Origin of the sequence: Burkholderia sp. BCC1988, from assembly GCF_905339895.1 — a bacterium.
In the GTDB taxonomy this organism is placed as follows: domain Bacteria; phylum Pseudomonadota; class Gammaproteobacteria; order Burkholderiales; family Burkholderiaceae; genus Burkholderia.
Window position 1 is genome coordinate 310,707 of sequence record NZ_CAJPHA010000006.1, and the last position, 24,570, is coordinate 335,276.

Sequence of the window (24,570 nt, forward strand, 5' to 3'; positions counted from 1 at the left end):
CGACGGATGCGTTTTCGGGAGATGGGGGGGCTGCGCCCCCCCACGCGAACGAAGTGAGCGTGGGGGTCGTTTCATTTACACGTCCGTGCGCGTGCCGGCGCCGGGGCCGTGCCGCTCGAACCAGCCGCGCACGCGGCGCGCGAGGCTGTCGAAGCCGAGGTAGATCACCGGCGTCGTGAACAGCGTCAGCACCTGCGACACGATCAGGCCGCCCGCGATCGCGATTCCGAGCGGCTGGCGCAGCTCGGAGCCCGCGCCCGCGCCGACGATCAGCGGCACCGCGCCGAGCAGCGCGGCGAGCGTCGTCATCAGGATCGGCCGGAAGCGCAGCAGGCACGCCTGGTAGATCGCCTCGCGCGGCGGCTTGCCTTCGACCCGCTCGGCTTCGAGCGCGAAGTCGATCATCATGATCGCGTTCTTCTTCACGATGCCGATCAGCAGCACGATCCCGATGATCCCGATGATGTCGAGGTCGTGCCCGGTGATCATCAGCGCAAGCAGCGCGCCGACGCCGGCCGACGGCAGCGTCGACAGGATCGTGATCGGGTGGATGTAGCTCTCGTACAGCACGCCGAGCACGATGTACATCGTGATGACCGCCGCGAGGATCAGGAACAGCTGGTTCGACAGCGACGCCTGGAACGCGAGCGCGGCGCCCTGGAAGCGCGTCTGGAACGAGCCGGGCAGGCCGATGTCCTGCTCGGCGGCGCCGATCGCCTTCACGGCCTCGCCGAGCGACGCGCCCGGCGCGAGGTTGAACGAGATCGTCGTCGACGGGAACTGCGACAGGTGCGCGACGAGCAGCGGCGACGGCCGCTCGTGGAACGACGCGATCGACGACAGCGGCACCTGGCCGCCGCCCGCGGACGGCAGGTAGATGTCGCTCAGCGATTCGGCGTAATGCTGCTCCTTCGGCTCCGACTCGAGAATCACGCGGTACTGGTTCGACTGCGTGAAGATGGTCGACACGATGCGCTGGCCGAACGCGTCGTACAGCGCGTTGTCGACGGTCGCCGGCGTGATGCCGAAGCGCGCGGCGCTCGCGCGGTCGATCTCGATGTAGACCGACTGGCCGTTGCTCTGCAGGTCGGTCGCGACGTCGGCGAGCGACGGCTCCTTTTGCAGCCGCGTGACGAGCTTCGGCACCCAGGTCGCGAACTCGTCCGGGTTCGGGCTCGTCAGCATGAACTGGTACTGCGTCGGGCTCACGGTCGAGTCGATCGTCAGGTCCTGTACCGACTGCATGAACAGCGAGATGCCGGTCACGTTCGCGACGCGCTGCTGCAGGTCGCGGATGATCTGCGCGGACGATTCGGAGCGGGCGTCGCGCGCCTTCAGGTTGATCAGCATCCGGCCGCTGTTCAGCGTGATGTTGCTGCCGTCGACGCCGATGAACGACGTGAGGCTCGCGACGTTCGGATCCTTCAGGATCTCGGCCGCGAGCGCCTGCTGGCGTTCGGCCATCGCGCCGTACGAGATCGACTGCGGCGCCTGCGTGATCGCCTGGATCACGCCGGTGTCCTGCGCGGGGAAGAAGCCCTTCGGTATGAACACGTAGAGCAGGCCGGTCAGCACGAGCGTCAGCACCGCGACGACGAGCGTCGAGCGCTGGCGGTTCAGCACCCATTCGAGCGCGACCCCGTAGCGTGCGATCACCCAGTCGATCGCGCGGTGCACGCGCGCCTCGAAGCGGTGGCTCTCCGGCGGCGGCGAATGGCGCAGCAGCTTCGCGCACATCATCGGCACGAGCGTGAGCGACACGATCGCCGAGATCACGATCGTCACCGCGAGCGTGATCGCGAACTCGTGGAACAGGCGGCCGACCACGTCGCCCATGAACAGCAGCGGGATCAGCACCGCGATCAGCGACACCGTCAGCGAGATGATCGTGAAGCCGATCTGTCTCGAGCCCTTCAGCGCGGCCTCGAGGCCCGTGTCGCCTTCCTCGACGTAGCGCGCGATGTTCTCGATCATCACGATCGCGTCGTCGACGACGAAGCCGGTCGCGATGGTGAGCGCCATCAGCGACAGGTTGTTCAGCGAGAAGCCGGCCATGTACATCACCGCGAGCGTGCCGATCAGCGACAGCGGCACCGACAGGCTCGGGATGATGGTCGCGTAGACGTTCGCGAGGAACAGGTACATCACCAGCACGACCAGCGCGACCGCGAGCAGCAGCTCGAACTGCACGTCGCGCACGGCGGCGCGGATCATCGTCGTGCGGTCGGTGACGATCTGCACGTCGAGCGCGGCGGGCAGCGTCTCCTGCAGCTTCGGCAGCTGCGCCTTGATCGCGTCGACGGTCGCGATCACGTTCGCGCCCGGCTGGCGCTGCACGTTCAGGATGATCGCGGGCTCCGCATTGACCCACGCGCCGAGCTTGGTGTTCTCGGAGCCGGCGACGATCTTCGCGACGTCGGTCAGCATCACCGGGCGGCCGCTCTTGTAGGCGACGACCGCGTCGTTGTATTGATCGGCGCTGGTGAGCTGGTCGTTCGCGTTGATCGTGTACGCGCGCGTCGGGCCGTCGAAGTTGCCCTTCGGCGTGTTCACGTTCAGGTTCGAGATCGTCGTGCGCAGGTCGTCGAGGTTCATCCCGTACTGCGCGAGCGCGGTCGGGTTCGCCTGGATCCGCACGGCCGGCCGGTTGCCGCCCGACAGGCTGACGAGGCCGACGCCCGCGATCTGCGAGATCTTCATCGCGAGACGCGTGTCGGTCAGGTCCTGCACCTGGGTGAGCGGCAGGGTCTTCGACGTGATCGCGAGGGTCAGCACCGGCGCGTCGGCCGGATTGACCTTCGCATAGATCGGCGGGGCCGGGAGGTCGGACGGCAGCAGGTTGCCGGCCGCGTTGATCGCGGCCTGCACTTCCTGTTCGGCGATGTCGAGCGGCAGGTCGAGCGAGAACTGCAGCGTGATCACCGACGCGCCGGCCGAGCTTTGCGACGACATCTGGTTCAGCGACGGCATCTGGCCGAACTGCCGCTCCAGCGGCGCGGTGACCGCCGACGTCATCACCTCCGGGCTCGCGCCCGGATAGAAGGTCTGGACCTGGATCGTCGGGTAGTCGACCTCGGGCAGGGCGGCGAGCGGCAGGAAGCGCAGCGCGACGAGACCGGCCAGCATGATCGCCGCCATCAGGAGGGCGGTGCCGACCGGCCGGAGAATGAAGAGGCGGGATGGATTCATCGAGCGGCCCGCGCGTTACTGGGCCGCGGGGGCCGCTGCCTGCGACGCGCCGTGCTTGTGTCCGCCGCGGCGGGCGGCCGCGCCCGATGCGCCGGACGCCGCGCCGGCGCCGTGCGCGCCCGACGCGCCTTTCGGCTTGTCGGCCGGGATCGTGATCTTCGCGCCTTCGCGCAGCCGGTCGGAGCCGTCGGTGACCACGCGCTCGCCGAGCGCGACGCCGCTGACGATGCTCGTGCGCTCGCCGTCGACCGGGCCGATCGTGACCTTGCGCACCGTCACCGTGTTGTCGGGCTTCACGATGTACACGAACTGGCCGATCGAGCCCGTCAGCACGGCGGCCGTCGGCACGATCGTCGCATCGCGCATCACGTCGACCAGCAGCCGCGCGTTCACGAACTGATTCGGGAACAGCAGCCCTTCCTTGTTATCGAAGGTCGCGCGCAGCTTGACCGTGCCGGTGCTGGTGTCGATCTGGTTGTCGAGCGTGGCGAGCGATCCCGTCTCGAGCGGCACCGTGTTGTTGCGGTTGTACGCGGTGACCGACAGTTTCCGGCCCGCGTTCACCTGCTTGACGATCTGCGGCAGGTTGTCTTCCGAAGTCGTGAAGATCACGCTCATCGGCTGCAGCTGCGTGATCACGACGATCCCGTTCGTGTCGCCCGGCGTCACGTAGTTGCCGGGGTCGACCTGGCGCAGGCCGACGCGGCCCGACACCGGCGCCGTGATGCGCGCGTACGCGAGGTTCAGCTTCGCGGAATCGATCGCCGCCTGGTCGGTCTTCACCGTTCCTTCATATTGCTTGACGAGCGACGCCTGGGTGTCGACCGTCTGCGATGCGATCGAATCCTGCGACAGCAGCGTCTGGTAGCGCTTCAGGTCGAGGCGGGCCGTCGCGAGCAGTGCCGAGTCGCGCGCGTGCGTGCCTTCGGCGTTCTCGAGCGCGACCTGGTACGGGCGCGGGTCGATCTGCGCGAGCAGGTCGCCCTTCCTGACGATCTGGCCTTCCTGGAACGCGACCGACTGCAGGTAGCCCGACAGCTGCGTCTTGACCGTCACGCTCGCGAGCGGCGTCACGGTGCCGAGCGCGGACAGCACGATCGGCATCTCGCCCTGCGTCGCGGTCGCGACCGATACGGGTTGCGGAACGTTCGCCATCGCGGCGGGGCCGCCGCGGCCGCGATGGCCGCCGCCTGCGCTCGCGCCGGAGGCCGCGCTGGCCGCCGCCTGCGCGTCGGCCTGCGTGCGGTTCCACGGGTGCCACCACAGCAGGCCGCCGATGACGACGACCGCGAGCGTCCCGATCACCAGCGTGCGGCGCGGGCGGCGCGCGGCGGGGGAGGCGGGATCCTTCGAAGGGGGCGTGGGCTTTTGTTGATTGTCCATCGGGTTCTGTCAGGAAGACGGCTCGGCAGGCCGGGAAACGGGCTCGAAACCGGGCTGGAAAACGGGCCTGGGCGGCGCAGGGGCATGCGGTGCCGGAAGGCCGGCTCGGTACGGGCCCTTCCGGTCTGCGCGGAAAAAGAAAAGAGCGGTGCGCGCCGCGAATGCGGCGCGACGATGGGCATGATCCTACGTCCCGTCCCCGTTACAGTCCAGTCGTCTATCTTTCAACGGGTTACGGTCGTTACAGAACGCGACGGGGCGATGACGGATCGATTACACGGCGCTGCGCCGGGCCGGCGCGCCGCCGATCTCGCGGGTGATTTTCGCGATGCACTCGTGCAGCGCGGGCACCACGTGTTCCTGCAGCCATTCTGGCGGGCACTGACTCGATGCGCCGCCGCAGTTCACCGAATAGCGCTGGCCCGACGGGCCGACGAACCCGGCCGCGACCGCATTCAGCCCTTCGCGCCATTCGCCGATCGCGATCGCGTGGCCGGCGCGCATCGCGTCCTCGAGGCCGGGGGTCAGGCGCGCCGATACGTGCGGCCAGTCGTCGCCGGCCGTCGCGCGCAGCGCGTCGAGCAGCGTGCGGCGCTCGTCGTCCTCCAGCGCCGCGAGATACGCGCGGCCGACCGCGGTGCGCGCGATGTCCATCCGCGAGCCGATCTCGAGGCGCGTGACGAGCACGGCCGAGCGCGGCCGGATCACGTCGATCGCGACCATGTCGAGCCGGTCGCGCACCGCGAGGTGCACCGACAGCGACGTGCGCTCGGCGAGTTCGATCATGAACGGCCGCGAGCGCGCGCGGATGTCGAAGTTGCGCAGGAAGCCGTGGCTCAGCTCCAGCACCGACGCGGTCAGCACGAAGCGCTCGCTGTCGGGCAGCTGGAACAGGAAGCCGGCGCTGACGAGCGTCGCCGTGATGCGCGACACGGTCGGTTTCGGGATGCCCGTCAATTCGGTCAGCTCGCGGTTGCTGACCGGGGCGTCGGCGGCCGCGATGCGGCGCAGCACGGCGAGGCCGCGCGCGAGCGCGGTGATCTCGTCCGGCGACGATTCGCGGTCTCGGGGCGCGGAAGGCGTTACAGATGTCGACACGAGGGATTCTCTCTATTTCCGAAACTCGATTTCATTTTGTTGGTATTGTAGGATGATTGTCAAAAGATGCATGTTCCATGGGTGAATCGTTCATCGGATGAGATTTTACGGGTTCACCCTTGGTTTATTAGGAAAGTGCTCAAATGAGCATTGCCGGAAAGTGAACAAACCGGTGCAAATACCGCTTGACTTGTCGGGCGGAAACGGAAAGAATGTCTCACGTTTTCGAAACATCGTTTCAGGAGTTTAACCGGCAACGGTGTTTCGCGCAGTCTCTCAGGTTCTAGCACGGCCCTCGGAATGGCTAGAACTTTTTTAGCGCCACGGTCTCCGTGGCGCTTTTTTTTGCCCGTCGTTTCCCGTTGCAGCCCGGCAAGCCCGCCATCAGGGCCTGAACGCCGCGGTTGCGCCACAGCGAAGTCTACCGCGTCGCCCGCCATCCTCCTCCGAATCGCCGCGTCGTTCGGCGCCGGACCCTCGTTTCCGTCATTTCGATCATCGGCTGGCCGCGCCGCCGGCATGCCCGCGCGGTCTGCGCCGATCGTGCGGCAAACGATGCCCCCGTTCGCCGGGGACCCCCTATGCAAAAGTAGGAGGGTGACCCATCCCGGCCTTGCGCGCGCGTCCGCAGAATGCCGGTACGGGCCGTGAAAGCTTCGCGGCCCGCGTCTGCAGCAGAGCATGACGTCCAGCGCGTGTCGCTGGCGGACCCCTTGGATGGAGGTCATATGTTCAGTACCCGCGCGTGTTGCAGCAGTGTGGCGGCACTGTTGCTCCTGATGTGCGCCGTTCCCTCGTTTGCCCAAACGTTTCGCGTTCAATGTCCGTTCACCACGCCGTCCCATCCGACGGCGCTGCCGGCCGGCGGTGCGGAACCCGCCTACACCGGACCGTCCTTCACCGGGCTGAACTCCACGCCGACCGGTATCGTCAACGGCGCCATCAAGTGTCAGCAGATCTCGGGCGGTGACGGGTACGCCACCATGGCCGACGGCACGCAGACGTACCTGTTTGCCTTCGGCCCGTTGTCCGGCATTGCCGACATCCAGGCCGGCCGCGCCGGTACGGAATTCGCATCGGTGTTCAACACGGTCGGCGATCCGAGAACCGACCCGACCTACAACGGCGCGGTCGGCCTCGTGCCCGACCCGGAATCGTCGCCGCCGGGCCAGTTGACCGGCCATGTGGATCCGCGCCCGATCATGGACATCGGCGTGATGAACGGCAACATGCCGGCGCCCGAGATGGCGATCGACGAGGACGACGAGTTCTTCCTGACGCTCACGAACGTCGGCATGATCATGCGCCCCGACCTGTTCGAGCAGCACACGGTGCACTTCCACGGTTATCCGAATGCGTCGTCGTTCTATGACGGCGTGCCGGATGCGTCGGTGGCGATCAACATCGGCGCCAGCTTCACCTATTACTATCTCGCGCCCGATGCCGGCACCTACTTCTGGCACTGCCACATCACGCCGCCGGAGCACCTCCAGATGGGGATGGTCGGCCAGATCTTCGTGCGGCCGCGCCAGAACCGGGTGCCGTCCGGCCATTCGCTGTACGCCGCGCTGGTGGCGCAGCAAGGCGATCTTCGTACGCGGTGCGGCAACGACATTCTGTGCTCGACGCCGCTGCCGCCTTCGAATGGCGTGCTGCACGTCAACGACAAGAGCGGCAAGCCGACGCTCTACGCGTACAACGACGGCGACGGTTCGACTGCATACGACGTCGAGTATCCGGTGCAGATCCACGGCTTCGATCCGAACTTCCATTTCGTGGGGATGACGTTCAACCCGGAACCGTTCACCGACATGAAGGACAAGTACTTCATGCTGAACGGGCGCAGCTATCCGGACACGGTGACCCAGGGGCCGATGCAGACTCCGGTGGCCGACGGCACGGCCCATGTTTCCCAGCCGCTGCCGACCATCATCAATATCCCGGCCGGCGGCCGCGCGCTGCTCAGGATTTCCGATCTCGACGTCACCGAATTCCAGACGCTCGCGTCGCTGGGCGTGAGGATGCACGTGATCGGCGTCAACGCCCGGTTGCTGCGCGACATGGCCGGCAACGACATGACCTACTACACGAACTCGATCACGCTCGGCGGCGGCGAATCCATCGACGTGATTCTCGATGCGAGCGACACGACGAAGTACGCGCCGGGGTCGGTCTACTACCTCTACACGCCGAATCTCGATCACCTGTCGAACGACGCCGAGAACTTCGGGGGGCTGATGACGGAGGTCCGCATCTGCCCGGCCGCGCTCAACCCGGCTACGAAGTCCTGCATCTAGGAGAAATATCGTGGGCCACTTCACTCATGACATCCGGACCGCTATGTGCACGGGTGCCGGACGGCTCGTACGGCTCGCCGTGGCAATGCTTGCCGCATTGCTCTGCGGGCCGGTTCTGGCCGCCGCGCCGGGCATCACCGGCACGCATTTCGACCTGAGCGCGGAAGCGAGCCGCATCAGCCAGCCGGACGGCACGAGCGTCTATTCGTGGGGCTACGGCTGCCGCACGGCGCCGGCGGGATTCTCGCCGGCGGGCATCACGGGGGCGAACTGCCCGAGCATGCAGATTCCCGGGCCGACGCTGATCGTGCGGCAGGGCGACGTGATCACGGTGACGCTCACGAACAACCTGCCCGCGGCCGCGGGCAACACGTCGATCCTGTTTCAGGGATTCCAGGTGTGCGCGGCGGCGCTCAATCCCGACGGCTCGTGTCCGGCCGCGCTCACCGGCGTGCCGGGGCTGCTCACGCGCGAGGCGGCGCACGGCAACACGGTGACCTACAGTTTCGTCGCGGCGACGCCCGGCACGCATGCCTACTACAGCGGCACACGGGGCGACCTGCAGATCGAGATGGGCCTCTATGGCGCGATCATCGTATTGCCGACCTCGGCGCCGGGCGTGCTGGCCGTGCCGGCAGGATGCCGCGCAGTCGCCGCGACGCTGCCCGACGGCCAGCCGGACTACCGCAACGCGGCGGCGGCATACAACCATGTTTCAGCGTGCTACGACCGTGAGTATCTTTTTCAGTTCTCCGAAATGGATCCGCGCATCCATACGCAGGCCGAGCAGGAGGCCGCGAAGACGTGCACGCTGCCGACGGGCTGCATGACCGTCGAGACCGAGCCTTATCATCCCGCGTATTTCATGATCAATGGCCGTTCGATGCCGGACGACATGGATCCGAACTATGCGATGCAGTATCCGCACCAGCCCTACAACGGCAATCCGCACATGCACCCCGGCGAGCTGGTGCTGTTGCGGATCATCGGCACGGGCCGCTGGCAGCATCCGTTCCACGAGCACGGCAATCACGTCCGCGTGCTCGCGCGCGACGGCAACCTGCTGCTTGCCAAGACGGACGCGACCAAGGTCGCGGGCCCGCTGCTGTTCACCACGACCACGACGCCGGGCGAAACCCTGGACGGCATCTTCTACTGGACCGGCAAGGGGCTCAACTGGGACGTGTACGGGCACAAGCCCGGCGACGGCAGCGTCTGCATTCCCGATGCGAACGGCTACTACACCGCGGACCCGACGGCGCCGAACTACTACGAATGGTGCGCGGACCACAACAAGGCGCTCGAAGCGCATCCGTTCGGCAACGTCGGCAGCGGCGGACCGGTCACGCTGCCCGACTCGCACATCCTGACGAACGGTGCGTGGTATGGCGGCAGTCCCTATCTCGGACCGGATGCGACGATTCGCGCGACCTCGCCGACCGGCACGACGCCGCCGAGCGGCACGATCGCGAATCCGCCGGGAAGCGAAGCGGGCTTTGCATTCATGTGGCATTCGCACAATGAACGCGAGATCACCACGAACAACATCTTCCCGGGCGGAATGATGATGATGATGCTCGTCGATCCACAAGTCTTCGTGATCAACGAAGGCAACTAGAGGCGGGGAGAACGGAAATGCGATTCATCCAGTTCAAGGCGACGTTTCTCCGCCTGGCCAAGGCGAGCCTCGCCGCGTCGATGCTGCTGGCAGCGAGCGAGGCATCGCTCGCCCAGACCGTGAACCTGACGGCGAAGGCCGTGACTGCCACGATGCCCGACGGCGAGATCGTGCCGATGTGGGGCTACACGTGCTCGGCGGCCGCCGTGGCGCCGGCCACCTGTGCGGCGGCCAATCCCGGCGCCGGATCGGGCTGGTCGCCGGTGGTGATCACCGTGCCGTCCGGCGCGACGCTGACGATCAACCTCACGAACAGTCTGCCGGCCTCCGTGCCGACGTCGCTCGTGATCGTCGGCCAGCTGGGCGGCGGTCTCGGCAAGACGGCGACGTCGACCCCGAGCCCCGTGCATCCGACCCAGACCTCGACGACCTGGCCGATCGCCGGCACCGGCAGCGGTGCGACGTTTACGCCGCCCGCGCAAGGGCCGCGGGTTCAGTCGTTCTCGACCGAGGTGGCGCACGGCGCGACGACGGCGCTGACGTGGAACAACCTGCGGCCCGGCACCTACCTGATCGAATCGGGCTCCCATCCGTCGATCCAGGGGCCGATGGGCCTCTACGGCGTGCTGGTGGTGCGCACGCCGCCGGCGTCCGCAACGTCGCGACCGGTCGCCTATCCGGGCGTGCCATACGACGCCGACATCCCGCTCGTGCTGAGCGAAATCGATCCGGTGCAGAACGCCGCGGTCGCCGCGGCCGTGGTGAAGAGCGGCTTCAGCGAAACCAAGGTATGGTCCGGCCTTTCCGGTGGCTGCGGGGATTCGCACTCCTCATCGTTCGGCACCTGCTATCCGCCGGCCGTGAACTACGATCCGCGTTATTACCTGATCAACGGCGTCGCTTTCGATCGTACGCATCCGGACCGCTCGTCGTTCCCCGCAAGGGCTTCCGTGTCGACCGGCCAGGTGCTGCTGCGCTTCGTCAACGCGGGCCTGCGGATGCACGTGCCGTCGGTGGTCGGCGCGCAAAGCGGGAACCCGTCGGTCTCCGGCTTCACGCTCGTCGCCGAGGACGGCAATCCGCTGCCCGGCAATCCGCGCGTGCAGTCGTCCGTGTTCCTGGCGGCCGGCAAGACTTACGACGTGATGATGACCGCGCCGGGCCTGAATGCGCCCGCGCTGCCGGTGTTCGACCGGCAACTGAGCCTGTCCACCAACAACCAGCGCGACGGCGGCATGCAGGCATATCTCAGCATCAACAACGGCGCGCTTCCGTCCGCAGGCGGAGGCGGCCAGAACGTCGTCGCCAATCCCGACAAGTACTTCCTCGTGGCGGGCAACACGCTGACCGTGGCGGACCCCGGGAAAGGGGTGATCGCCAATGACGTCGGCGTCTATGGCGTGCAGCTCGTGACCAAGCCGGCCAACGGCACGGTGACGCTGAACCCGGACGGCACGTTCAACTACGTGCCTAATGCCGGTGCAACGTCGGACAGCTTCGTGTATCAGGCGAACGGCAATCCCGCGGTCACCGCGACGGTGACGCTGGCTCCCTGCACGCAAGCCGCCGGCTGCCTGTCCGGGCCGCCGGTCGCTCACGACGACAGCTACACGAGCAACATCGCGTCGCGGCTGCAGATCGGCGCGCCGGGCGTGCTCGTCAACGACACGGACCCGAGCGGCCTGCCGCTCACCGCGGCAGTGGTACCGGGCAGCGTCAGCGGCGGCACCGTTACGCTGAATGCGGACGGTTCGTTCTCCGTGACGCCGAGCGCGCCGCCCGTCGGCGCCGCGACCGCGGGCGTGACCTTCAAGTATACGGCGGTCAACTCGCAGAACACGGCGAGCGCCCCGGCGAACGTTGCCGTCACGTTCAAGGGCGGCAGCGGGCTCGCCGTGAAGGTGCTGGACGGGCCGAGCACGGCACCGGGCAAGACGCCCGTGCAGCTCACCGACTACCGCTGGATCATCGAGGAAGACCGCACGTTCCAGATCGACCCGGCCTGCCAGGTGAACACGACACCGCGCCCCGCGAACTGTCCGCCGCTGCCGGTGCCGAGTCTCGGCACCAGCTTCCATACGAGCTACATGCCGGTGGTCGCGGCGGGTTGCGTCGGCACGGTTGCGTGCGAGTCGGGGCAGACGGTGTTCGATCCTGCCACCAACACGCACGTGCCCGCGGTATGCGATATCGGCAACGGCGCGTGCCGCGCGAGTGCATCGCAACAGGTGCCGGTCGATCCGAGCCAGGTGTCGCTCGATCCAACCAAGCACTACTACATCTCGATCCTGCCGGGCGATGCCGGTAACAGTTTCTCGAATGGCGGCGGCGCCCCGAAACCCGTCGATCCGAACAACCCCACCGGCGCGATGCGGCAGTTCGACATTTCAAAGGATTGCCCGTCGGGCCCCGGCGGCGCGGATTTCGCGCCGGGCACGGGCACCTGCGGTCATACGATGGGCGGCGCGCCGATCGCACCGGCCCAGAAGAACGTCAACGTGCTCGTGCAGGAGACGCCGTTGCAGACCGCGAAGATCTCGGTATTCGTGTTCGAGGACGACGCGCCCGTCAACGGCGAAGTGGACGTGAGCGGCGGCAACGACGGCTTCGGCAGCGCGCATGAGCCGGGTCTCGGCGGGTTCGAGATCAAGCTGTTCGACGACGCCGGCGGCACCGGCGACGCCACCGGGCAGATGACCTACGACATGTTCAACATGCCGCTGTCGAACTCGCTGCAGGGCACCGTCGATCCTTCCACCGGCCTGAACGCGTGCCCGATTTCGACGACGTCGACCGACGGCCTCGTCGGCATGATCCCGACCTGCCCGAAGTACGAGTCCGACGGCAAGACGCTGTCGCCGCTGGTCGGCCAGGCGGTCATCGCGAACCTGATGCCGGGACGTTATGGCGTCGTTGCGACGCCGGGCGCCGACCGGACCGGCCGCGGCGAGGAATGGCTGCAGACCAACACGCTGGACGGACAGAAGGCTCACGATGCGTTCATCAAGGTCGGCGGCCCGTCGTACTTCCAGGAGTTCGGGCCCGCGGGCTTCCACGTGTCGATCGGCTTCGCGAATCCGAAGATCATCAACGACCGGCTGCCGGTGGTATGCGCCGGCACGACCTGCAACAACTCGCTTGCCGGCCGGATCACGAATCTGCACTACAGCCGTCCGCCGAACGAGAACCTGTACGGCTCGGGCTCGCGCGATTCGCTCGGCTTCACGCAGTGCTACGTGAGCGTCGGCGACACCGACGGGGAGGACATCGCCTTTACCAAGTGCAATCCCGACGGCACGTTCAAGATCAGCGGCCTGCCCGACGGCACGTTCCGCATCACGGTCTTCGACCAATGGAACGACCAGATCGTCGACGGGCTGGCGACGGCGACGCAATTGAAGGGCGGACAGTCCAAGGACCTCGGCGATATCCCCGTGCTGCAGTGGCACACGAATCTGTACACGCGGACCTTCTTCGACCAGAACGGCGACGGCGTGTCGCAGGACAGCGAGCCCGGGCTCACGCTCGTGCCGACCAACATCCGTTTCCGCGACGGGAGCTATTCGAACTTCAACAACACGGACCTGAACGGCTTCGCCGGATTCAACGAAGTGTTCCCGCTGTTCAACTGGTACGTGGCCGAAGCCGACACGACGCGCTACAAACAGACGGGCGTGCACGTGGTGTATGACGCGGGCGGCCCGGTCGACGGCACGCCTGGCGGCGGCAACTCGAACATCGCGGCGAATTTCGCCAACACGATCGAATCCTCGACCGCGCATCTGCCGACGAACCTGCGCGTGCCGGGCGCCAAGTATTGCAACGACGCGGACTGCACCGACCAGTCCGGCACGAACCCGTCGACCGCGCGGATCGACCCGCCGTGGGTGACGACCGAAGGCTGGCAGGGCTTCTCCGGCCAGAATTCGTTCATCGAGTTCGGCAAGAAGCCGTACGGCCCGACCGAGAACGGCGGCATCAAGGGCGAGGTGATCTACGCGTCGACGCGGCCGTTCGACGACCCGGCGCTGCTGATTCACACGAGCTGGACGCCGGACATTCCGAACGTGACGGTCAACCTGTACCGGGAGGATACGGCGACGGACGGCACGACGACGCTCGCGCTCGTCGACACGACGAAGACGAGCAGCTGGGACGACTGGGCGCAGGGCTTCCGCTCCGACGGCATTCCGAACATGAACTGCCCGGGGCAGGAGGCGAGCGACCCGTTCTTCTATACGTTGAAGAACAGCCCGCAGTGGCTCGACCCGACGCATCGCGCGTTGCCTGCGAATTCGCAGTTCAAGTGCTATGACGGCATGCACGCGTTCAACCAGGTGCAGCCGGCGCCCTACGACGGGATGTACCAGTTCCCGAGCGTGACGACGCGCGATCCGTCGACGGGCCTGCCGACGGGCACGAACTGCACGATCTGCGTGGCGAATCCGTCGGGCGACGGCACCAAGATGCTGCCGACCGGGAAATACGTCGTCGAGGTGGTGGTGCCGCCGGGCTACGAGCTCGTGAAGGAGGAGGACAAGAACATCCTGATCGGCGACAACTACATCGCCCCGGTGACGCAGCAGTTCGGCGGCCTCGGCAACATCTTCATCCTGCCCGACCAGGCGGCGATGAATTCGACCTTCAACCCGAACAATGCGCAGAACCCGACGTCCGATCTCGGTTCGACACCGCGGCACGAAGGCGACACGGGCAGTGTCGAGACCTTCTGGCCGTGCGTCGGCGCGCTGCGTATCGTGCCGGACTACATCAGCCTGTTCCCGGGCTCGAAGGAGGTCGCGCCGTTCGCGGGTGCGTCGCGGCACCTGTGCGACCGCAAGGAAGTCACGCTCACGAACGAGATGTCGGTGCTCGCCAAGTTCTGGCTGTTCAGCTCGACGCATGTCGCCGCGCACTACACCGGCTTCATGCTCGACGACTTCTCGTCCGAGTTCGATCCGTACTCGCCGCAGTTCGGCGAGAAGTTCGCGGTGCCGAACGTGCCGATCTCGATGAAGGACTTCGCCGGCAATGAAGTGGCGCGTACGTATTCGGATTCGTGGGGCATCTTCAACGGGCTGAACTATTCGACGTGGCAGGTCAACCCGCCGAACCCGACCGGCTACGCGCCGACGATGATGGTCGCGTGCATGAACGATCCGGACATGCCCGACCCGGCGCATCCGGGGAAGACGATCCGCGATCCGATGTTCAACCCGGCGTACAGCCAGTTCTGCTACGAGATCCCGTTCATGCCCGGACAGACCCAGTACATGGACACGCCGGTGGTGCCGGTGCAGGCGTTTGCGTCCGGCTACAACCCGCCTGACTGTGCGTACCCGGACGGCACGCCCGCGATCGCCAGCGTGACCGGCGACTCGAGCGGCGGAGGGGCGGGCCCGTGGGTCAGCACGGTCGGTCACCAGCTGACGATCAAGGCGCTCGGCGACCAGGTCGTGCCGAACAACGCGTACAACGGGCCAGCCGCGACCGCCGCGCCGTTCAACCAGAAATTCGTCACGCGCCACTATGGCTTCGGCGCGACGCAAGGGAAGGTCACGATCGGCGGCCACGTGGCTTCAGTGCAGTCGTGGACCGACTCGGAGATCCATGTCGTCGTCACGCCGTTGATCGGCTCGAGCTGCACCGTTGATCAACGCGGCGTGCTGACGCCGGCGTCGTGCGGCGAACTGGTCGTCACGACCGCCAGCGGCAAGAACACGATCGATACGGTCACCGTGACGGTGGGCGGCAAGGCGCCGACCTACGTGAACGGCGAGAACGCGACCAACGACGCGATCCAGACCGCGATCGACAACGCGACCCCGGGCGACATGATCATCGTCGGTCCGGGCACCTACAACGAAATGGTCGTGATGTGGAAGCCGGTGCGGCTGCAGGGCGTCGGCGCCCCGTCGGTCGTGATCAACGCGAACACGCATCCGTCGGGCAAGATGGACGCGTGGCGCAGGAAGGTCGACTGCCTGTTCGGTGTCGCAATGAACGGCGCGATGATCTCGGCATCGAACCCGTTCGATCCGACCGGTACGTACACGTGCCCGACGGCGATGCAGCGCAAGGTGGACCCGATCCCGTTCGAGCCGACCGTGGGGTGGGACTCGAACCTGAACGGCAACCTCGGCGAAATGCTGCTCGAGCCGACGCTGATGGGCGCGTACGAAGGCGCGGGCATCACGGTGCTCGGCAAGGGCGTGCGGGACGTGCTGGTGGGCGGCGTGCCGCAACCCGACCCGAACTGCACCGCGAACGGCATTTGCGTGCCGCTCACGGGCCCGACGCGGTTCCAGCCGAACCCGCCGGATTGCCGGAATAACCCGAGCAACTTCCTGTGCAATCCGTCGCGCATCGACGGCATCACGGTCACGAACAGTTCGCAAGGCGGCGGCGGGATTTTCCTGCACGGCTGGAACCATCTGATGGAGGTGTCGAACAACCGGGTGTTCGCGAACGCGGGCACGCTTTCCGGCGGCATCTCGGTCGGCCAGGTCGAGGTACCGGACGGCACGATCGCGGCCGACGGCATCACCCAGCTTCCGTTCGGCTTCAACAAGACCGTGAACGTGCATCACAACTCGGTGACGTCGAACGCGGCGTACGGCGACGAAATCAATTCGAGCACGCCGTCATCGGCCGGAGGCGTGGTGTTCTGCTCGGGCGCCGACAACTATCGCTTCAACTACAACTGGGTGTGCGGCAACATGAGCAGCGGTGACGGCGGAGGCGTCGCGCACTTCGGCTTCAGCTACGCCGGCGACATCTCGCACAACTGGGTGCTGTTCAACCAGAGCAACAACCCGACACTGCCCACCTACGGCGGCGGCATCATCGCCCAGGGCGTGCCGCCGGATGGCACCTTCTGCGAAAACTCGACGGTCGACGTGGACTGCGCACCGCAACTGTCCGACGGTATCGGGCCGCGGCTCGTGATCGACGGCAATCTGATCATGGGTAACACGGCGGAGAGCGGCAAGGGCGGCGGGTTGCGGCTGCAGCAGGTGAACGGCACGGACGTGGAGCGCAGCCCCAACAATGCGGCGAATTGGTACACGGTTCGCGTGATCAACAACATCATCGCGAACAACGTGGCGGGCTGGGGCGGTGGCGGCGTGTCGCTGCAGGACGCGGTGCGCGTGAGCTTCGTCAACAACACCGTGATGTCGAACGACGCGACGGCGTCCGCCGGCGTGCTGTTCAACACGGATGCGGCCACCCAGGCGAACGTCGGGCCGCCGAACTGCACCACGGTCGGCGCGCAAACGACGTGCAATCCGATCACGACGTCGACGTACCAGCCGGCCGGACTCGAGACCGCGCGGCATACGGCGAACTTCATCGCCGCGTTCACCGCGCCCGGCGTCGCGTGTCCGGCGGGTCTGCCGAACTGCACGACGTTCTCGAACCCGGTGCTGACCAACAACGTGTTCTGGCAGAACCGCACGTTCTTCATCACGGTGTCCGGAGTGAATCCGAACATTCCCGGGCTGCAGAACACGGTTGCGCTGAACCCGACGTTGAACCAGGCCGGGCATGCGACGGGTTATTGCGATCCGAACGCGGTCTATTGGGACATCGGTGCGTATGGCGACACGGGCCCGGGCAACCATCAGTCGGGTCTCACGCTGAGCCCGCAGTACTCGATCCTGACCGATGCGGGCGACTACCCGGGCGCGAACAACAGCGGGGCCAACCCGTCGGTCGTGAGCCAGTACTGCAATGGCGCGCGCGTGCCGCCGGAAGGAGGCGGAAACGGCTTCGCGGTGCCGCCCGGCATCTCGGACACGGTGCTGCCGAACCCGCTGTTCAGCCTGCTGCCATCGGCGGTGCCAGACGAAGGCAATCAGTGGATCAACATGTCGTACGGCCCGCTGTCGCTGTTCAACATGTCGATCGTGTCAGGCGGCTCCGGGTATGGCGTGCTGCTCGGCAACTACTCGCCGCGCGCAGGTTCGCCCGCGATCAACGCGGGAACGCAGGCGGGCGCGCCGAATCATGATTTCTTCGGCACGACGCGTCCGCAACAGGGGAAGTACGACATCGGTGCGGTCGAGTTCCTGCCGTCCGGGCTCGTGGGCGGTCTGCCGATCGATCCGCTGGCGCTCGGCACGGTGCTGACCGACGTGGTGGGCGGCCTGCCGATCCCTCCGCTCGCGGTGCCGAACGTGCCGGCCGGCGCCGTGGGCGGCCTGCCGATCGCTCCGCTGGCGGCGCCGACCGCGCCGGCCGGTGTCGTGGGCGGCTTGCCGAACAAGCCGCTTGGGCTCGGCGCGGCGCTGAATCGACCTTGAAGGGGGGGCCATGAACCGTTCACGTTTGCCGTGCAGGCGAGCGGCGCTTTACGCCGTCGCCGCCTGTCTCGCCGCCGCAGCCGTCGCAGAGCCGGCCGCGGCGCAGCAGGGCGCGCCCGCTACGCCCGGCGCCGGTGCGAAGCATTCGCCATACCGGCCGGACCTCCCGCGGCGCGCGAGAACCTACTACATGATGACGAGGGGGATCGACAACCTGAAGGTGCACCGCATCACATCGGACAACCTGATCCGTTTCAGCTACCGCGTGACCGATCCGGCCGCGGCGAAGCGGCTAGCCGACAGGAGCGCGACGCCGTATCTGTACGGGCAGACGAGTCACGCGCTGCTGGAGGTGCCGGTGATGGACAAGGTCGGCCAGTTGCGGCAAAGCGGCCAGCTCGAGGCCGGCCGGGAATACTGGATGGTGTTTTCGAACAAGGGCAACGTCGTCAAGATCGGCGAACGCGTGAACGTGATCATCGGATCGTTGCATATCGACGGGCTGCTGGTCGAATAACGATACGGCCGCGATGCGCGGCACAGGGACAGGAGAAGACTCATGACCCGGTTTCTTTCGGTAGCAATGGGGGCGGTCTCATTGGCGGGTTTGCTCGCGCTGGCGCCCGACTCGATCGCGGCCTCGGCGGCAGGCACCGCCCAGGCCAAGGCAGCATCGGCGGGGCAAGCGAGCGCCGCGCAGATCGTCGAGCGCAACGTGGCGGCGCGCGGCGGGCTGCAAGCGTGGCGCACGGTCAGCACGCTGACGATGTCGGGGCTGATGGAGGCCGGCGGCAAGAAGAACACCGCGCTGCCGTTCGTGATGACGATGAAGCGTCCGCACAAGAGTCGCTTCGAAGTCCGCTTCAACGGGCAGACGGCGTTCCAGGTCTATGACGGTGCGCAGGGCTGGAAAGTCCGGCCGTTTCTCGGCCGTGACGAAGTCGAGCCCTATACGCCGGCCGAGGCGAAGTCGGCGGCGCAGTCCGCGGAACTGGACGGGCCGCTCGTCGATTACGCGAGCAAGGGCAGCACGGTTCAGCTGATCGGCTCGGAAACGGTGGAAGGACATCGCGCCTACGTGTTGAAAGTGACGACGAAAGAGCGCGCGGAGCGTCGCGTGTGGATCGATGCGGCCACGTTCCTCGAGCTGAAGATCGACGGCGAGCCGCGCGTGCTCGACGGCAGGACGCACGGCGTCTCCGTGTTCTTCCGCGACTTCCGCAAGGAGGGGGGAATCGTCGTGCCGCACACGCTCGAGACGGCCGTTGCCGGCGTGAAGGGCACGCACAAGTTGACGATCGATCACGTGGCGGTGAATCAGCCGGTGGACGATGCGTCGTTCGGCAAGCCGCAGCTCGGGGCGGCCAGGGTGTCGAGCCGCTAGCCGGACGACCGGGCGAGGACCGAGGCCATGAAGCGAATCGAATCGTGGGTGCTCGCCGCCTGCATGGCGGCAGCCTTGTGCGCGTGCAAGCAAGTACCGGGGCAGGGTCTCACCGCGGACCAGATCGTCGAGAAGAATATCGCCGCGCGGGGCGGGCTCGACGCATGGCGCAAGGTCCGGACGATGGTCTGGTTCGGCCATGTCGACAGCGCGAACGCCCCCGTGCGGGACATGCCGTTCGTCCTCGCGATGAAGCGGCCGAACAAGACGCGCTTCGAGCTGACGGTATTGAACGAGAAGAGTGTGCGTGTCTTCGACGGCAGGGAAGGCTGGAAGTTGGGCGCGAGTCCGCGGCCGTATTCGAGCGACGAGATCAGGTCGGCGCGTGACGAGCAGGTGATCGACGGGCCGCTGATCGATCACGACGCGAAGGGCGTCGGCGTGGCGCTGGAAGGGGTCGACCAGATCGGCGGCCACGATGCATACCGCCTCGCGGTGACGCTGCCTTCCGGCGCGGTTCGCCATGTGTGGATCGATGGTCGCACGTTCCTGGACGTGAAGTTCGACCGTCAGTTGCGCGGCCCGCGCGGCCTGGTCACCGTCGAAGTGAGCTACAGCGATTTCAAGGGCGTCGACGGCCTGCAGATCCCGTTCAGGATCGAAAGCCATACGGCGGCTTCCCCGAACAGGGACACGCTGGTCATCGACAAGGTGTCGCTGAATCCGCCGCTCGACGATGCGATCTTCACGCGGCCCGCGTCGCCGGGCGGACGCCGTTCGGTCGCGATCGATGCGAGCGTGTCGCCGGCGCCGCCGCGTGCCGGCCTGCCGACGGCACGGCCATGAACGGCATCCGGCGGCGGCTGCGCGTCCTCGTGGCGGCGCGTCCGCTTGCCGTGAGCCGCCGGCTGGCGCGCTGGATGTTGCTGGCCGCGCTGTGCGCGCCCGCCGGTTACGCGCGCTGCGACGAGGTGGCGCCCGCCGAGCCCGTCGCGCCGGTCGCGCCCGTGCCCGTCGCGCGGGCGGACGCGGGCGAGGCGATCTACCAGCGCGGCATCCTCGGTTCGGGCGCGCCGCTCGAAGCCGTGCATCCGGACGGCGTGCGCCTGCGCGGCGCGGCGGCCGCCTGCATCAATTGCCACCGGCGCAGCGGCCTCGGTTCGAAGGAAGGCAACAACACGGTCCCGCCGATCACGTGGCGCTATCTGGCGCATCCGCGCGCGCAAACCGCCGAGGATCTCGACATCCCGTACGTTGCCGGCATGCGCACCGATCGCGAACCGTACACGGAGGAACGGCTCGCGCGGGCCGTGCGCGACGGGACCGCTCCGGATGGCCAGCCGCTCGGCAGGCTGATGCCGCAGTACGCGCTCGGCGATGCCGACATGGCTGCGCTGACGGCCTATCTGAAGCGCCTCGATCGCCGCCGGCCGTCGGGCGTGACCGACACGATGCTGCATTTCGCGACGATCGTCACGCCCGATGCGGACCCGGTGAAGCGGGCGGGCATGCTCGACGTCCTGCAGCACTACTTCGCGGACAAGAACGCGTTTCCGTTCGGCGCGACGCCGCCGCTGCGCTCGACGCGAAAAATGATGTTCATGGTCAATCGGCGCTGGGAGCTGCACGTCTGGTCGCTCACGGGCCCGCCCGACACATGGCATGAACAGCTCAGGCAGTATTTCGCGCGACAGCCGGTGCTGGCCGTCGTGTCGGGGCTCGGCGGCAGGAACTGGGCGCCCGTTCACGACTTCTGCGAACAGCAGGCCGTGCCGTGCCTGTTTCCGAACGTCGAGGTGCCGGTCGAGACCGATCACGATTTCTACTCCGTGTACTTCTCGCGCGGCGTGCTGCTCGAGTCGGACCTGATCGCGAAGCGCATCCTGGATGAAGCCGTGGCGCGGCCGGTGAAGACGGTCAGGCAGGTCTATCGCGCGGGCGACAACGGCGAGCGGGGCGCACAGGCGCTGGCCACCGCGCTGAAGGCACACGGCATCGCGGTGTCGAATCGCGCGCTTGCGCCTCACGAGGATGTCGCACATGCGTTGCACGGGATGCCGCGCGACGATGCACTCGTGCTGTGGCTGCGGCCACCCGACCTCGCGGCGCTCGAGCATGTGCCGCCCGCGTCGGACACGGTGTTCATGTCGGGGCTGCTCGGCGGGCTCGACAGCACGCCGCTGCCGACGCGCTGGCGCGGCGTGACGCGCGTCGCCTATCCGTTCGACTTGCCCGAAGGGCGGCGCGTGCGCGTCGACTACGCATTCGGCTGGTTCACGATCCGGCACATCCCGATGGTTGCGCCGCAGGTGCAGGCCGACACGTATCTCGCATGCGGCCTGCTCGCCGAGACGCTGAAGCATCTGGTCGATGCGTTCGTGGGCGAGTATCTCGTCGAGCGCATCGAGGACATGCTCGAACGTCGCATCCTGACCGGCTACTATCCGCGCCTGACGCTCGCGCCCGGGCAGCGCTTCGCATCGAAGGGCGGCTATATCGCGCGGTTCGCCGGGCCGGATCGCGCGAAGCTTGCCGCCGACGGAGCCTGGATCGTTCCCTGAGCGGCCGCGCACGTCGAGATGGATGGAGTAGGAATCAGACCGCGTATGGAGGAAGTCTCCCCATGCCGGTTTTCGCGGACGCTTCGCACAATGGAGACATCGCGCGACGTTCCGGCGCAGAGCGGGCCACACGGCGTGAGGAGGGAAACCGCCATGACAACGTTTCTTGTCGGGCATGACACGCGTCATCGCTGGGCGCATCGCGGCGGGATGATCGTGATAGCGGCGCTCGCGCTGCTGCAGGCGTCCGTCGGGCACGCGCTGCCGATCTTCGCGCGCCAGACCGGGCAAAGTTGCGTCGCGTGCCATGCCGGCGGCCAGTTTCCCGAACTGACGCCGTACGGGCGCATGTTCAAGCTGAACGGTTATACGTTGGGCGAGCGCACGATTCCGCTCGCGGCGATGGCCGTCGCCGACATGAGCAAGACGCGAGCCAACAGCGACGCCAGCGGCAATCCGGTCACGCCGAAGAACGGCCTGCCGATCTTCGACTTCGCGAGCGTGTTCCTCGCCGGGAAGATCACCGACCATCTCGGCGGCTTCGCACAATTCACCTATGCGAACTACGATCATCAGGATGCCAACGGAAAATGGAAAGGCTGGTGGGCATCGGACAACACCGACTTTCGCTTCGTCGACCGGATCATGTCTCCGGCCAACGATCTGATCCTCGGCCTGACGCTGCACAACAACCCGACCGTGCAGGATGTATTCAATACCGCGCCGGCCTGGAGCTATCCGTATATCGGCTCCGCGATCAGCCCGGTGGCCGGCGTTCCGGTCACGCCGGTGATCGAGGGCGCGCTCGCCATGCAGGTCGTCGGCATGGGCGGGTACCTGTACTGGAACAAGACGGTCTATGCGGAGCTGACCGCCTACAGCACGGCCGACGGCATCTGGTCGTTCCTGAGCAAGGGCAGCCGCGCGGGCAACCCGGATCACCCGCAGGTGTATTTGCGCGGCTACAACCCGTATGCGCGCATCGCGCTGACGCGCGAATGGGGGCCGCACAGCCTGATGGTCGGCGCGTTCGGGCTGAGCGTGAACGTCTATCCGAACGACCCGAACAGTTTCCCGATCTTCGGCACGGGCGTGACGCGCTATCGCGACTACGGTTTCGACACGCAGTACCAGTACCTGCTGGAGCCGCATACGATCACCGCGCAAGCGCGCTACGTGCGCGAGAACATTCACGATCCCAACAACTTCGTCGTGAGCGACAACACGGCCGCGAACCTGAATTCGTTGCGGCTCAAGGCGTCGTACATCTACCAGGCCAAGTACGGCGTCAGCCTGTCGTTCTTCAATACGACGGGGACCGCGGACAGCGCCGCCTATGCGGCAAGCGCGAACTTCCATCCGAATACGCAGGGGTGGACGCCGGAAATATTCTGGATACCTGATCAGCACGTGCGAATCGGTATCCAGTACACGCACTTCACCAAGTTCCTCGGCGCGACGACCAACTACGACGGCAACGGACGCAATGCAAGGGACAACGACACGCTGTTCATCTATCTATGGCTGGCTTCATTCTGAGACCCGGCGGGGCGACGGACATTGCGGCAGGGAGAGCGCTGACATGAACAAGGTGACCCATTTCGCTTGGCTTGCGCTGGTGCTGGCGGCATCGGGTTGTCACGACCTGGAGCGGTCGCGGGAAGTCGACAATCCGGCCGTGTCGGGCAAGACCATTGCATTGCAGGTGTGCTCGAACTGCCATGGCGCGACCGGCGTGTCGGTATCGCCGATGTTTCCGAAGCTCGCCGGGCAACGCAAGGAATACCTCATCGATCAGTTGACCGACTTCAAGCATCACGAGCGCGCCGATCCGAATGCGAAGCGCTACATGTGGGGCTTCACGCATCTGACCGATGCGCAGATCGAGCAGCTCGCCGATTATTTCTCGAGCCAGCCGGCGGTGCTCGGCGAGGTCGGCGATCGCTTGCTGCTCGACACGGGCAAGGCGATCTTCGTGTCGGGACTGCCGGACAAGGGTGTATCGGCCTGTGTCGGATGTCATGGCCAGCATGGCGAGGGCATGACCGGGTTCCCACGGCTCGCCGGCCAGCACGCGGACTACGTGATGAAGCAGCTGAGGGTTTTCCGGGAAACCGACACGCGGCCACGCGGCGCGATCATGAAGGCGGTGTGCGCGAACATGACCGAACAGGACATGCGCGCGGTCGCGGCCTATGTCGAGGCCTTTCCACCGGAAGCCGACGCACCGGCCAGCCCGGCGAGCCCGTCGGTCGAGCAATGAGCCGCCGGCGCCGAACCGGCGTCACATGCGGCAGGTGCCGCGGGGCGGGCAGACGAGCGGCGCCGGCGGCGATCGTTTAGGTGTCTCGTCTCCCCCGGGGCGGGGCGCCTCTTTTTATTTGCATCCGATGGTTCCATCCTGGTGACGCTCATGAAAGCCATTCAATCGTCCCGCGGCGGCATGATGTCCGTTGCCGCGTCGCTGTATCGGCTGCCTCGACGACTTCGCGCGCCGGCCGCGGTTCGCGCGTGCGGGCCGGGCGACGACCGTCCGTTCCTCGCGCGCCTGTCGGTCATCGACTGGCTGTTCGCACTGGCACTCGTGGCGGGCGCGGGCCATGCGTTCGTGCATTACAACGAACACATGAATGACTACGACAAGGCGGTGATGATCGGCACCGTGCCGGCGCTCGTCGTGCTCGGCTGGCGCTGGAAACCCGCGCGGCTGATGATGGCGTCGATCGCCGTGCTG

Annotated in this window: 12 protein-coding genes and 1 pseudogene; 10 read left to right on the forward strand and 3 right to left on the reverse strand. The window is 66.7% G+C overall.

The window, feature by feature from the left end; all coding sequences use genetic code 11:
* Positions 1–75: 75 nt before the first annotated feature.
* The 3 genes from U4012_RS11480 to U4012_RS11490 form a co-directional block, all read right to left on the reverse strand.
* Positions 76–3,189 carry an MdtB/MuxB family multidrug efflux RND transporter permease subunit gene (locus U4012_RS11480; RefSeq protein WP_321798529.1) on the reverse strand — a complete coding sequence of 1,038 codons (3,114 nt, stop codon included), beginning with the start codon at positions 3,187–3,189 and terminating at the stop codon, positions 76–78.
* A 15-nt stretch (positions 3,190–3,204) separates the two neighbouring features.
* Positions 3,205–4,572 (reverse strand): MdtA/MuxA family multidrug efflux RND transporter periplasmic adaptor subunit, encoded by a 1,368-nt coding sequence (locus U4012_RS11485; protein WP_124487388.1) that lies wholly within the window; start codon positions 4,570–4,572, stop codon positions 3,205–3,207.
* 273 nt (positions 4,573–4,845) lie between these two features.
* Positions 4,846–5,670: an IclR family transcriptional regulator gene (locus U4012_RS11490; protein ID WP_124571054.1), complete on the reverse strand. Its 825-nt coding sequence runs from the start codon at positions 5,668–5,670 to the stop codon at positions 4,846–4,848.
* 728 nt (positions 5,671–6,398) lie between these two features.
* Between U4012_RS11490 and U4012_RS11495 the strand changes: the two genes are divergently transcribed.
* The 10 genes and pseudogenes from U4012_RS11495 to U4012_RS11540 form a co-directional block, all read left to right on the forward strand.
* Entirely contained in the window at positions 6,399–7,967 is a 1,569-nt protein-coding gene (locus U4012_RS11495; protein ID WP_124487386.1) for a multicopper oxidase domain-containing protein, read from the forward strand.
* Between the two features lie 85 nt (positions 7,968–8,052).
* Positions 8,053–9,585, forward strand: coding sequence for a multicopper oxidase family protein (locus U4012_RS11500; RefSeq protein ID WP_321798534.1), 1,533 nt, complete (start codon positions 8,053–8,055; stop codon positions 9,583–9,585).
* Between the two features lie 17 nt (positions 9,586–9,602).
* Positions 9,603–17,891, forward strand: a complete 8,289-nt coding sequence (locus tag U4012_RS11505) for an Ig-like domain-containing protein (RefSeq protein WP_321798536.1) — start codon at positions 9,603–9,605, stop codon at positions 17,889–17,891.
* A 190-nt stretch (positions 17,892–18,081) separates the two neighbouring features.
* A complete protein-coding gene (locus tag U4012_RS35920) occupies positions 18,082–18,408 on the forward strand; it encodes a hypothetical protein (protein WP_415750371.1) in 327 nt (108 codons plus the stop codon).
* A 42-nt stretch (positions 18,409–18,450) separates the two neighbouring features.
* Positions 18,451–19,275 (forward strand): outer membrane lipoprotein-sorting protein, encoded by an 825-nt coding sequence (locus tag U4012_RS11515; RefSeq protein ID WP_415750372.1) that lies wholly within the window; start codon positions 18,451–18,453, stop codon positions 19,273–19,275.
* Positions 19,276–19,302: 27 nt separating this feature from the next.
* Entirely contained in the window at positions 19,303–20,121 is an 819-nt protein-coding gene (locus U4012_RS11520) for a hypothetical protein (RefSeq protein ID WP_321798540.1), read from the forward strand.
* Positions 20,118–21,836, forward strand: coding sequence for a c-type cytochrome (locus tag U4012_RS11525; RefSeq protein ID WP_321798542.1), 1,719 nt, complete (start codon positions 20,118–20,120; stop codon positions 21,834–21,836). The genes U4012_RS11520 and U4012_RS11525 overlap by 4 nt, the downstream gene beginning before the upstream one ends.
* 153 nt (positions 21,837–21,989) lie before the next feature.
* Positions 21,990–23,375 (forward strand): cytochrome C, encoded by a 1,386-nt coding sequence (locus tag U4012_RS11530; RefSeq protein ID WP_321798544.1) that lies wholly within the window; start codon positions 21,990–21,992, stop codon positions 23,373–23,375.
* Positions 23,376–23,418: 43 nt separating this feature from the next.
* Positions 23,419–24,099 carry a c-type cytochrome gene (locus U4012_RS11535; protein ID WP_321798546.1) on the forward strand — a complete coding sequence of 227 codons (681 nt, stop codon included), beginning with the start codon at positions 23,419–23,421 and terminating at the stop codon, positions 24,097–24,099.
* 183 nt (positions 24,100–24,282) lie between these two features.
* A pseudogene (locus U4012_RS11540) lies at positions 24,283–24,570 on the forward strand (c-type cytochrome biogenesis protein CcsB); the annotation flags it as partial.